Origin of the sequence: Halioglobus sp. HI00S01, assembly GCF_001635445.1 — a bacterium.
In the GTDB taxonomy this organism is placed as follows: Bacteria; Pseudomonadota; Gammaproteobacteria; order Pseudomonadales; family Halieaceae; genus Halioglobus; species Halioglobus japonicus.
Genome location: NZ_LWEE01000110.1, coordinates 348219 through 361041, shown reverse-complemented (window position 1 = coordinate 361041; position 12823 = coordinate 348219). Strand labels below are relative to the sequence as shown.

At 56.7% G+C, this 12823-nt stretch carries 8 protein-coding genes; 2 read left to right on the top strand and 6 right to left on the bottom strand.

The window, feature by feature from the left end; genetic code table 11:
• Nucleotides 1-73: 73 nt before the first annotated feature.
• The 6 genes from xdhC to A3709_RS14425 all read right to left on the bottom strand — a co-directional run bounded on the left by xdhC (nucleotide 74) and on the right by A3709_RS14425 (nucleotide 10307).
• Entirely contained in the window at nucleotides 74-940 is an 867-nt protein-coding gene (gene xdhC / locus A3709_RS14450; protein ID WP_066055943.1) for a xanthine dehydrogenase accessory protein XdhC, read from the bottom strand.
• Nucleotides 937-3282, bottom strand: a complete 2346-nt coding sequence (xdhB, locus tag A3709_RS14445) for a xanthine dehydrogenase molybdopterin binding subunit (protein ID WP_066055940.1) — start codon at nucleotides 3280-3282, stop codon at nucleotides 937-939. Before xdhB ends, xdhC begins: the two co-directional genes overlap by 4 nt.
• Complete coding sequence (gene xdhA / locus A3709_RS14440; protein WP_066055937.1) at nucleotides 3275-4714, bottom strand: xanthine dehydrogenase small subunit; 1440 nt, start codon at nucleotides 4712-4714, stop codon at nucleotides 3275-3277. Before xdhA ends, xdhB begins: the two co-directional genes overlap by 8 nt.
• A gap of 232 nt (nucleotides 4715-4946) precedes the next feature.
• Nucleotides 4947-6245 carry an NCS2 family permease gene (locus A3709_RS14435; protein WP_066055934.1) on the bottom strand — a complete coding sequence of 433 codons (1299 nt, stop codon included), beginning with the start codon at nucleotides 6243-6245 and terminating at the stop codon, nucleotides 4947-4949.
• Nucleotides 6246-6268: 23 nt separating this feature from the next.
• Complete coding sequence (locus A3709_RS14430; RefSeq protein WP_066055931.1) at nucleotides 6269-7633, bottom strand: 8-oxoguanine deaminase; 1365 nt, start codon at nucleotides 7631-7633, stop codon at nucleotides 6269-6271.
• A gap of 121 nt (nucleotides 7634-7754) precedes the next feature.
• Nucleotides 7755-10307 (bottom strand): TonB-dependent siderophore receptor, encoded by a 2553-nt coding sequence (locus A3709_RS14425; RefSeq protein ID WP_066055928.1) that lies wholly within the window; start codon nucleotides 10305-10307, stop codon nucleotides 7755-7757.
• Nucleotides 10308-10723: 416 nt separating this feature from the next.
• Between A3709_RS14425 and A3709_RS14420 the strand changes: the two genes are divergently transcribed.
• Nucleotides 10724-12082, top strand: a complete 1359-nt coding sequence (locus A3709_RS14420; RefSeq protein ID WP_066055925.1) for a uracil-xanthine permease family protein — start codon at nucleotides 10724-10726, stop codon at nucleotides 12080-12082.
• Nucleotides 12079-12753 (top strand): TetR/AcrR family transcriptional regulator, encoded by a 675-nt coding sequence (locus tag A3709_RS14415; RefSeq protein WP_219722777.1) that lies wholly within the window; start codon nucleotides 12079-12081, stop codon nucleotides 12751-12753. The genes A3709_RS14420 and A3709_RS14415 overlap by 4 nt, the downstream gene beginning before the upstream one ends.
• The last annotated feature ends 70 nt before the right edge of the window (nucleotides 12754-12823 follow it).

Genomic DNA, 12823 nt, shown 5'->3' with positions numbered 1-12823 from the left:
CTGGAGCCCACCTGTGTAAAGGTTCAGGTAGTGCTCGCGCCAATTGCGGTTTTCTCTGAGCAGAGCGAACGCGTTAGTCGTCCTGCGCCAGTACGTTGTGCTGGAGTGTTACTCCCAGCGCTTTCAGGCTGCGTCTATCCACGCCTTTCACCTGCGAGTGCAGGTTGTGCTGGTGGTATCGCTGAATAATCTGTGCCGCTACAGAAACGGCAACTTCCACTGGTTCCTTACCTGGTACCTGTTGCAGGCCTATTGGACAGTGCACACCTGCATAGGCGTCGGCTGTTATATCCTCGTGCTCCAGGCGCATACAAAAACGGCGCCATTTTGTAGTCGAGCCGATCATCCCGATATAGCCGGCGTCTCCGCGTTGTAGAGCGGCCCGCAGAATGGCGTAATCCTGCTGGTGGTTGTGGGTCATGATGATGAACCAGGTACCAGCTGGCAGCGCCTTGACAGCGTCTGTGGGGTCTTCGCTGCAGTGAATAGGTGTGTACTCGTCGTGGGCGTCTTCGAAGTCTTCACGACTGTCAAACCAGTGCAGACGACAGGGCATTTGTTTCAGCAGGGGGGCGAGGGTGCGGCCTACGTGCCCTGCGCCAAACAGAGCAATATTCAGTTTGGCCCCGGCAAAGCTTTCAAACAGCAGGCTGGCACTGCCACCGCAGCACTGACCTAGCGATGGGCCCAGGGGAAAATATTCGATGCGCTGATCGTCGCTGCCAATCATTTCAGCTGCGATGTGGCTGGCGCGATGTTCCAGGTGGCCGCCACCGATAGTGCCGAACCGATCGTCCTTGCTGATCACCATTTTGGTGGTCGTTGCGCGCGGTGTAGACCCTTTGGTGCCAAGTACGGTCACAATGACATAGGCATCTCCGCGCGTTTCCAGTGCCTGCGCTGCATCCGCCCAATGGGTGTGGGTATTGAGTCGGGTCATGTCTGACGCTCCATGAATTTCTGCATGTCTGCACAGGCCAGCAGCACGCGTTCTGGTGTGGCAGGCGCGTTGAGCGCAGGCGACGCCCGATGATCTGCGAGACTGCCAATCGCGTCCCTAATTGCTGCCCAGACGGAAATGCCGAGCATCAGCGGTGGCTCGCCTACGGCCTTGGAGTGAAAAATGGTGGCTTCAGTATTTGGGCTATCGGGTAGCAGCTCTACATTGAGGGTCGCGGGCGTGTCGCTTATCGCAGGAATTTTGTAGCTGGCCGGGCCTGCCGTTTGTAACCGTCCGTCTTCGCCCCAGATCAGTTCCTCTGACGTCAGCCAGCCCATACCCTGGATGAAGCCACCTTCAATCTGGCCGATGTCCAGAGCGGGGTTAAGTGACTGCCCAACGTCCTGGCAGATATCGGCCTGCAGTAAACGGTACTCGCCGGTTAATGTGTCCACGACGACCTCGGACACGGCTGCGCCATACGCATAGTAAAAAAACGGACGGCCGTTAGCCATGTCACGGTTGTAGTGAATCTTGGGAGTCTTGTAAAAACCGGTTGCAGATAGCGATATGCGCTGCAGGTAAGCCAGTTGCGCCAGGTCAGCGAAACTTATCGACTCCTGACCTGCTTTGACCTCGCCCTGTTCGAATACGATTTCACTTTCGCTGACACCGAAATGCCCGGCAGCGAATGTCGTCAGGCGCGACTTGATTTTGCGGGCAGCGTCACGCGCCGCCATGCCATTGAGGTCGCTGCCCGAAGAGGCGGCCGTGGGCGACGTGTTGGGTACTTTGTCGGTACGGGTCGAGGTGCAGGTGATCCGCGACATATCCACCTGCAGTTCGCTGGCGACAATTTGCGCGACCTTGGTGTACAGGCCCTGTCCCATTTCTGTGCCGCCATGATTCAGCTGGATGCTGCCATCGGTGTATACATGGAGTAGCGCACCCGCCTGGTTGAGATGCTGGACGGTAAACGAGATCCCGAATTTGACAGGAGTGAGTGCCAGACCTCGCTTGAGTACTGGGCTTTGCGCATTAAACGCGCTGATTTCCTGGCGGCGCGCCCGATAATTGGCGGTGTTTTCAAGCCGCTCGACCAGTGGTCCTATGATGTGCTGTTCAATTTTTTGCCCGTAGTGCGTGGTGTCACGGCCGTCTTCGGCGCTATAAAAATTGCGCTTGCGAACATCCAGCGGGTCCAGGCCGGTGGCCGTGGCCACTTGCTCAATGATGTTTTCCATGGCGAGCATGCCCTGGGGGCCGCCAAAGCCACGAAACGCGGTGTGCGATACGGTATCGGTGCGCACCCGGTGGCCGCGGATATCGGCTGCTGGCAGGAAATAGCAGTTGTCCGCGTGAAACATTGCCCGGTCGACAATGGCGTCAGAAAGGTCGGGCGACATGCCGCAGTTGCCTGCCAGTTCCAGATCCAGGCCTTTGATCGTGCCATCATTGTCGAACGCTACCTGATAGCGGCTGAAGAACGGATGACGTTTGCCGGTGGCAGCGAAGTCGTCAGCCCGGGCAAGTCGAAGTTTCACGGAGCGCCCGCTACGGTGTGCCGCTAGTGCGGCGATGCACGACCACTGGTTGGCATTGGTCTCCTTGCCACCAAACGCTCCTCCCATGCGGCGCACGTCTACCGTGACTTTGCTCATTGGCAGATTCAGTACTTCGGCAACCAGCTTCTGTCCTTCGGAGGGGTGTTGGGTGGAGGCGTATACCAGCATGCCGCCATCATCCTGGGGCACCGCCATAGCTGCTTGGCCCTCGAGGTACATTTGTTCCTGGCCGCCACTGTGAAACTCGCCAGTCAGTTGTTTGTCGGCAGTAGCTTGGGCACGGTCAAGGTCGCCTCTGCTCTGGCGGTGGGTGGGGCGAACGAAATATGCCTCCGCCAGAGCCTCCTCGACATCGAGGTGGCTGTCGATGGGGGCGTATTCCACTTGTGCCAGTCGCGCTGCCCGGCGTGCTGCAAGCTGACTGTTAGCGACCACGACGAATAGTACCTGGCCATAGAACAGGACTTCACCATCGGCCAATAATGGATCGCCAGGGAATACCGCACCGATATCACGGTGGCCGGGAATATCATTTGAGGTGATGACATCGACTACGCCCGGAGCGCATTGCACGGCGCTCAGGTCCATGCTGATGATGTTGCCGCGGGCAATGCTCGACAGACCTGGATAGGCATAGAGTGTGTCTGCGGGGCCACGGCGATCGTCCACATAGCTGGCCTGACCGGTTACGTGACCTACGGCGCTTTCGTGGCGCAGCGGATGGCCCGCGAGCCCGGCGGTAGCGCGGGAGTTGCGGGCCTGTGGCAGCCTACGCATAGTGGGTTACCTGTAGTTGCTGGGCCGGCAGGTTGTGCGAAAGTTGCAGCCGTCGCAGCAGGTTGCCAGCAACCTGCATACGGTAGTCTGCGCTGGCGCGAAAATCGGAGATTGGGCAGAAATCTTCCGCCAGCGCTGCCACAGCTGCATTTATTGTCGTTTCTGTTAATGGCTTGTCACGCAGCGCGTCTTCGCAGTAGTGCGCACGCCGGGGTATCTCTGCCATGCCGCCGTAGGCAATACGCGCGCTGGTCACGCGGTCGCCGTCCATGTCCAGGGCAAATGCTCCACACACCGTAGAAATATCGTCGTCGATACGCTTGCTGATCTTGTAGGCGCGAAACAGAGTGCTTGCGTGTCGCCGCGGCACATGAATGCGCTCAATGAATTCGCCTTTGCCTAGCACAGTCCGCCGATAGCCTACAAAAAAGGTATCGAGCGGCACTGACCTGCGTTGCTCCCCACAGCGCAGGATTACGCTGGCATTCAGCGCCAGCAGCACAGGCGGCATGTCGCCAATCGGCGAGGCGTTGCCGATGTTGCCGCCAATGGTGCCCTGATTGCGAATCTGTTTGGAGCCCAGTCGCTCCAGTAATTCGTGCAATTCTGGCCACTGATGCAGCAACAGAGGTGCACTGTCGCTGTAAGTGACCGCTGCGCCAATGTCGAGGTGGTTCGAAGTCTCTTGTATGTCGGTCAGGTCCGTGGCGCGCCCGGTATGAATGAGCGTGGTGATCGTTGCCAGTGATTGGGTCAACTCCAGGCTGAGGTCCGTGGCACCTGCCACCAGTCGGGCATCGGGGTGCTGTAGGTAGAGCGCTGCCAGTTCAGCCGACGATTGTGGGGCGAAATAGCGATGATTGTCTCCCTGCAGGTCCGCAGGGACTTGCGCCATTGCCGCGAGTGTCCCTCTGACATTGTGGGGGGGCTGGTCATGCGTTGCCTCGAGAGCCGGATCGTACATAGCCACAGCAGCATCCAAGATGGGGCGGTAGCCGGTGCAGCGGCACAGGTTGCCGCCAAGGGATTCGAGAATTTCCTGCCGATCCGGTTGCGCGTGGTTCTGATAATGGGCGTATAGCGACATGACGAAGCCAGGCGTACAGAAGCCGCACTGTGATCCATGGCACTCCACCATGGCCTCTTGCGCAGGGTGAAGATCGCCATCTGCTGCCAGGTCCTCGACAGTGAGCAGCTGCTGGCCGTGGAGGCTGCCAATCGGCGTAATGCAGGCGTTGATGCTGCGGTACTGCAGTTGATTATCCGCCGATACTCGCGCGACCACCACGGTGCATGCACCGCAATCGCCAGAGGCGCAGCCCTCCTTGGTGCCGGTGCGACCCAGGTGGTCACGCAGGTAGTCCAGCACGGTGGTGTTGGGGTCTATGTCGTCAATTCGATGCTCGATCGAATTGAGTAAAAATGTAATCACGAGAGGCTCTGTAAAAAGTTAACACAAGTGTCAGGAATAATAGCAAATTTCGTGCCCGCCTGACAGTTGTCAGCCACTATGGGACCATATTCGTAAAGATTGGCTCGGTTCAGGGCACAATTTAACCGCAGGCCAAATATTTCTGACATAAGTGTCAGCTTTTATGCCGACAGTGTGCCCCAATCCGGTGCGACGCTGCGCTCTTTTAGCGCCTGAGCAAGGCGCGTAGCCCCTAGACGAAGGCGAATTTGGCCAGAAATATAGCTGCCAGGAACCAGGCGCCGAAGCTGACCTCGTCGGTTCTGCCAACAATGACCTTTACTGCCACATAAGTAATAAAGCCTACGGCAATGCCATTGGCAATTGAGAATGACAGCGGAATCATGATTGTGGTGAGTAGTGCAGGTAAAAGCTCGGTGGCGTCGTCCCAGTTCAGGCCCTTGAGGCCCGAAAGCATTAGTAGCGCTACATACACGAGCGCGCCGGCGGTGGCAAAGGCGGGGACCATACCTGCCAGGGGTGCGAAGAACATTGCCAACAGGAATAGCGCGCCTACCGTGATCGCCGTGAGGCCGGTGCGACCGCCCGCGGCCACGCCTGCTGCGCTCTCGACGTAGCTGGTCACCGGCGCACAGCCAAGAAAGGCGCCTGCCACGCTGGCGCCGCTGTCGGCCTTGAGTGCGCGGTCAATGTTCTTGATTTCGCCCTGGTCATTGACGAGACCGGCGCGGGTTGCGACGCCCATCAGTGTTCCCGATGTATCGAACAGATTGACGAACAGGATGGCGATAATCACGCTGACCATGGCTATATCGAGTGCGCCGAGGATATCCAGCTCGAACAGTAAGGGGCTCATATCCGGCGGGGGGGCGATGAATCCGCTGTAAGTCACCAATCCGGTGGCCAGTCCCAGCAGCGTCACCGTTAATATTCCGATCATAATCGCGCCAGGCACCTGGCGAACTGAGAGAGCGGCTATCAGTATAAAACCGATGCCGGCCAGCAGGGTCTCCGGCTGAGTGAAGTCACCCAGCGAGAGCAGTGTGGCGGGATTGTCCACCACGAGACCGCCGCTGCGCAGGCCGATGAAACCAATGAACAGGCCAACACCTGCGCCCATGGCGATGCGCAGATCCATGGGAATGCTCTCCAGCATCCAGGCCCGCAGGCGGGTAACACTCATGATGAAAAACAGGATGCCGGCAATGAATACTGCGCCGAGGGCTACCTGCCAGCTATAGCCCATCTCACCGACAATTGTGTAGGTGAAGAAGGCGTTAAGTCCCATCCCGGGGGCCAGCCCGACGGGCCAGTTGGCGTAAAGGCCCATGACGATACAGGCGATAGCGGCTGCCAGACAGGTCGCAGCAAAACTAGCCCCCTGGTCCATGCCGGCTGAAGCCATCATCTGTGGATTGACGAAAATGATATAGGCCATGGTGATAAAAGTAGTGAGGCCGGCGGTGATCTCGGTTGTTACTCGCGTGTTGTGTTCACCAAGCCTGAACAGTCGTTCAAGGAGTGCATTCATGAAGGGGTCCGCGTTTCCTGTATTCAGTGCAGTCGCGCGACGAGCGCGGCAGCTTGTTCGTGTTGTCTGGCAATGAGTCGAGGCAGATCCAGGCCGGGAATGGCACCGTCGATCACGCGCCAGTGGCCGCCGATCATGACTCGGTCAGCTCGCTGAGCGTTACACAACAGCAGCGCGGCGAGGGGGTCATGACTGCCTGCAAATGAGATGTCGTCGCGTCGGAATAACGCGAAGTCGGCCTGCTTGCCCACGGCAATCTGCCCAATATCCTCACGTCCCAGGACAGCGGCAGAGCCACTGGTGGCCCAGCGTAATGCATCGCGGTGACTGACCGCTGCAGAGCCGTAGCGCAAGCGCTGAATATACATGGCCATACGCGCCTCTACGATCATATTGCTGCTGTCGTTGGAGGCTGAACCGTCGACCGCCAGGCCAATGTTGACGCCTGCCGCCTCGAGTTCCAGATTGCGACATATTCCCGAGGCGAGCATCATGTTAGAGCCTGGGCAGTGGGCAACCCCGACACCTGCAGCACCCAGACGCTGAATTTCAGCGTCGTTGAAATGGATGCCATGGGCCAGCCAGGTGCGCGGTTGTAGCCAGCCAACACGTTCCAGGTAGTCGACGGTGCGACAACCGAAACGCTCCAGACAGAAAGCCTCCTCGTCGAGAGTCTCCGCCAGATGTGTGTGCAATTGAATATCGAGTTCGTTGGCCAATGCTGCGGAGTCTCGCATCAGTTCTTCGCTGACCGAGAACGGCGAACAGGGCGCGAGCGCGATCTGTACAAACGCTCCGTCGCCACGCTCGTGATAGCGGTTAACCAGCCTTTCCGAGTCGCGCAGAATGACCTCCTCGTCCTGAACAGTCGTTTGCGGTGGAAGGCCGCCATCGTCTTCACCTAACGACATTGATCCGCGGGTCAGCGTGACTCGCGAACCGATTTTTTCTCGCGCTTCCACCTGGATGTCGATGGCCTCTTCCATGCCGGTCGGGAATAGATAGTGGTGGTCTGCAGCAGTGGTGCAGCCGGACAGCAATAGCTCAGCCAGTGCAATCTGGGTGCCGCTATAAAGCATATCCGGGGTCAGGCCAGCCCATACTGGGTACAGACTCTTCAGCCAGTCAAACAGCTCTTTGTCCAATGCGCAGGGCAGCGCTCTGGTCAGTGTCTGGTAGAAGTGATGATGGGTGTTGATTAGGCCGGGCAGGAGGACGTGTTCGCGAGCGTCAAAGACCTCATCGACCGGCTCGCTTGGCTGTTCATTGGCTGAAAGTAGCTCGACGATACGTCCGTCGCGGATAACCACGCCGCCGTCGGCATTGTCCGTGCCTGCTGTGAAACAAGCCAGGGGTTGTTTTATCCAGATGCTGTTTGCGCCGAGCATACTTGATCCTGAAAAATCGTCATGGTCGCACATGAATTGCGGTTGGCAAAGTGATGGTCATTGACTTACCGGTGAAAAAAAGGGCGCCATTCGGCGCCCAAAGATTTGGAACTTGTTGGCGTCAGAAGTCACCCAACGCATAGCTGAGAGTGACTGAAACGGTGCGGCCCTCCGACGGTTTAACTACCACAGAGTCAAACAGGTCGGCCGAAGTATAGTATTCTTCGTCGGTCAGGTTATTGACCTGCAGCAATGCGCTGAAGCGGTCGTATACGTAACCCACGGAGCCCGTCCAGACGGTGTAGTCGGGGAGCTTAATGGCCTGCAGCGCGTCGGTGTAGGTGTCGTCTACCCAGGTGAAACCCAATGACGCCGTGAGGTCGCCAGAGAACAGTTCCTGGTTCCAAGAGGCTGCGACGCTGACGATGTTGTCTGGCAGTCCGCCGCGATCAAGTTCGGTGCCTGCGCCGGTGAAGGTATCCCGGTCACCGGAAATACGGCCACCGTATACCTCCCAGGCTTCCAGCCCATTCTGAGCAGCGAACTCCGCGCCGTTGATGACAACAAAGGTGTTGCCGATTTCAGTGGTGTCGGTGTGGGTTGCTGTGGCGATTAATGACAGGTTGTCTGTGACGACGCCACGTACCTCCAATTCATAACCTTCTGAGAACACGCTGACGATGGCATTGGTCTGGCCTGCCCGCTCGACTTTCTCCTGATCATAATAGGTTAGAGCCGCGTAAACCCGATCATCCAGGCCAGAGAACTTCACCCCGATCTCGGTAAGCTCTGAGTCCTGCAGCCACAAGCCGGCATCTACCGATGACGGGATAATGCCGCCTAGTTGGTTGGCGCTCAGCGAGGCGGCTTCGGCGTAGGTGATGTATGGTACAAAGCCCGATTCGAAGTTGTACGACAAACTGGCGTTGAAGCTGGTGGAATCGTCGCTGTCAGTCACTTTGCCTAGGTCGGAGAAGGGGTTTTGGAGCAGCGTGACTGCCACTTCCTCCGACTCGATTTCGAACTCGTCGTAGCGAGCACCGAGCAGGAGGTTCAGGTTGCCATAGCTGATATTTGACAGGAAGAAGAAGCCGAGATTGTCCACCACCGAGATCTGACTCTCGTTATAGTTACGGCCGGGGTCGCCGGATGCGATGCCCGTATTGTTGCCGTTTTCGTCGGTTTCAAACGTGACGCCGACAAACGGATCTTCCACTGCTGGTGCAATACGGTCATCGGGGGTGGCACCTACCGTCATGTCACGGAAGTCGAATGTTTCGTCGAAGAACGCATGATTCTTTTCCAGGTCTTCGCGGCGGAAGTTGGCGCCAACGACATTATCGAACGTCAGGTTGCCGGTCTCCCACGTGAAGTTCAGGCTGGAGCGGAATTCGTAGATTTTTGCGTCCGGATAAAGTGCGGTAAAGCCCCAACTCTGGTACTTGGTATGATCCAGGTAGTCGTAGAAGAACTGGTTCTTCCATACCATCTCGTTGTCGAATTCGTGGGTTACATCGAAGTACGCGGTGATGGCAGTGGTGTCGGCATAGTCTTCTGGATCAATAAAGGTGTCGTCGTGGTCAATGGATCCCACACCGGGATTGGCCAGTGGTGATACCCAGGGCGTGTCATTGCCGCCAAAGCAGGTGAGTGCGACGCCGTTGTAGGTCGCTTGATTGAATCCCAGGTCGGGCACACAGAACGTGCCGACACCGGAAAACGAATCGTTAATACCGATGCCGGCAGCGCTGGAGATAAATCCGGATTCATTGGGGCGCAGATCAATGCCGCCATTGACGTTGCGGAACGGCGCGGCGCCCGTGATGTAAGTGCCGTCGTCGATCAGTTCCTGTGTCACGCGTGTCCAGCCCGGCACCTGGATGCTATCTGTTTCTTGATACTGAACACCGAATTCCAACTTGGTAGCGTCGGAAATGTCGATGTCGAAAGCGGCCTGTACCAATTCGCTGCTGGGTTCGTACAGCTCAAAATAGGATTCGGAGTCTTCTACCTCCACAAATAGCTGGAAGCCACCTTCGCTGTCACCCAGGGTGAAGGGCATAGCGAACTCGCCGGTAATGATTTGCTGGTCGTAAGACCCAAGCGTGACGCCGATCGAACCGCCGGGGCCACTGATGTACTTGTTACCCTCTACCTTAGCCGACTTGGGAATATAGTTCAGCTGGCCGCCCACACTGCCCGTCCCGTAAAGGGGGGATACCGGACCGCGGAGGATTTCCAGTCTTTCAGCGCCCCGCACAATAGTATTGAACGCCCCGGGATTCGCTACCCGACGAAAGCCACGAAAGTAGTTGTCAGCCGGTTCACCGCGGATATCCATAGCACCCTTAATCCCGAAGAAGGAGCTCGTGAATGCTCCCGGGGTGAGGCGCACTAGGTCATCTACGCTGCGCAGTGCAAATTTGGAAATCAGGTCTTCACGTACCTCCGAAACGGAACGCGGTGTATCCACTAGCGACATATTCAGGCCGAAGGCACTGTCAGTAGGCTGGTCGGGAAGAATGCTGAAGTAGTCGCCTTTGGCGGTGACGACCACTTCTTCGAGTTGTGTCTCTTCCTGGGCTATTGCGCCTCCCGAGAGTGTCAGTCCTCCCAGCGCCAGCATGACAGCTGAAGCGAGCGGCTTCATGAGTACTTTTTTCTCTGTTGACATAGGGGTCCCCTTGCAATGTTTAACGCTTAAATGAGCAGTGTGTTAAATCGGTGCTGATCTATCGCTGGGGAATAAAGCAATGTCCGTGCCACTTTTTTGACGAAGCTGTCAGGAAAATCATTTGCCGCTTAAATCTCGAGAGTAACTACGGTAATTATGCATCGTTCGGCCATGCGTGGCATGGATCTAGGGCGATGCTAGCGGGATCGTGATCCGGAGGTGTGATTGATTTTGGTGCGCTCACGCACTTTAATAGTGCATTTCTTGACGATATAGTCAGGTTTGGTGTGCCTATGATCGCGGGACGTCAGGCGTGGAGCGGCATACGCGGTTCTGGCATATATCCTGCGTTGTGTTCAGGCTAACACCGGGCAATGAACCCCGATACACTCAGAATAATCAGGAATGCGCTACCCATGACAGCTCCACTCTCCTCGGAACTCATTTATCGCCTGGACGACAAACCGCCGGTGCCGGAGGCGAGCTTTGCCGCGTTGCAGCATTTATTGGCCTCGTTCGTGGGCGTTGTGACTCCCACCCTGATTATCGGCAATATTCTCGGGCTGCAGGAGGAAGTGCCTTACCTTATCAGCATGGCGTTGCTGGCCTCGGGCATCGGCACGTTTATTCAGGCCTATCGACCGCTGGGAATCGGCGCAGGTATGTTGTGTATTCAAGGCACCAGTTTCGCTTTTCTAGGGGCGATTCTGAGTGCGGGCTTCATGGTGAAGGACCGGGGTGGTAGTAGCGCTGATATTCTGGCGCTGATTACCGGCATGTGTTTTGTGGGCGCATTTATCCAGATTGGCCTGAGCCAGATCATCCCCTACCTGAGGCGTATAGTAACGCCACTGGTGACCGGTATTGTTATTACGAGTATTGGTATCAGCCTTATCAAGGTGGGAATGACCGATCTTGCCGGTGGCGCCAATGCTGAGGACTTTGGCGCACCGATCAACCTTGGCCTGGGCTTCTTCGTGATTATCGTTATTGTTGCACTCAACGCCTCCAGTAATAACTGGGTGCGATTGTCGTCGGTTATTCTGGGGTTGCTGGCCGGCCTGGTCGCAGCGCTGGTGCTGGGTGAACTGGCCCTGCAAGATCTGGGCATGTCAGCCGAAATCGCCGTGCCACAGCCGTTCAAATATGGCTTCAGTTTTGAGCTGGCAGCATTTATTCCGCTGGCGGTGATTTACATTATTAGCTCAGTGGAGACCACCGGCGACCTGACGGCCAACTGCGTTATCTCGAACCAGCCTATTGAGGGTGAAGGGTATATCCGCAGAATTCGCAACGGGGTTCTGGGCGATGGTGTGAACTCGTTGATTGCTGCGGTGCTGAATAGCTTTCCCAATACCACGTTCAGTCAGAATACCGGTGTCATCCAGCTCACCGGCATTGCCAGCCGTTATGTGGGCATGTATGTCGCGGGGATTCTGGTGGTATTGGGCTTGTTTCAAGGAGTAGGCGATTTCCTGTTAAGTATTCCCAAACCGGTGCTCGGTGGAGCAACGCTGGTGATGTTCGGTACCGTGGCTGTTGCCGGTATTAAAATCTTGGCCACCGAAGAGCTGGATCGGCGCAAGGTGATTATTATTGCGGTGTCGTTTGGCCTGGGGCTGGGTCTTGCGCTGGTGCCTGAGGTATTTGCCCAGACACCACTCCTGTTTCAGAATATTTTCAGTTCCGCGGCGGCCACTGCGGGCCTGACAGCAATTACACTTAGCTTGATCATTCCAGAAAATGTCGGCGCAGTTATTGAGGTAGAAGTATGAAAAAGTCTCCGGCGGAGATGGTGTTGGAGCTGCCGTCTCACGAAGGGCGGAAATCCACCGGCCGAATCAGACGTAAGAATGAAGAGTTGATTGTCAATGCCGCCAAGGAGGAGTTCGCGCTTAAAGGATATGATGGCGCGACAATTGATTCCATCGCAAAGCGCGCAGGCCTGCCGCGCCCGAATATTCACTATTACTTTGACAGCAAGCTGGCGCTATACGGTGACATACTAAGTGGCATTGTGGATTTATGGGACGATGCACTGAACGATCTTGAACCAACCGATGAGCCGGCCGCGGCGCTGACAGAGTATATACAACGCAAATTGATGTTTTCACGACGATATCCCTTGGACTCACGCATTTTTGCCAAGGAAATACTGTCCGGTGCGCCTCGTCTGGAGACTTACTTTGAGCGCGGCTACAGGCCCTGGTTTGAGCGCAAGGTGAAGGTGTTCCAGGAGTGGGCCGAGCAGGGCAAGATGGACTCCATAGACCCCGCTCACCTGATGTTTCTGATCTGGAGCTCAACCCAGCATTACGCTGATTTCGAGGCACAGATTGGCGCCGCGCTGGGAGTTAAATCGTTGGGTGACTGGGAGTTTGATGCCGCGGCGCAGACTCTTGTCAGTGTCATCCTCAAAGGGGTAGGTATTCATCCGACTGACTAACTCGGTTGGCAGCTTCGACGCCTTGTTCAGGCCGTCCCTGCCGATGTCGCCTGTGATTTCATTTTAGTCA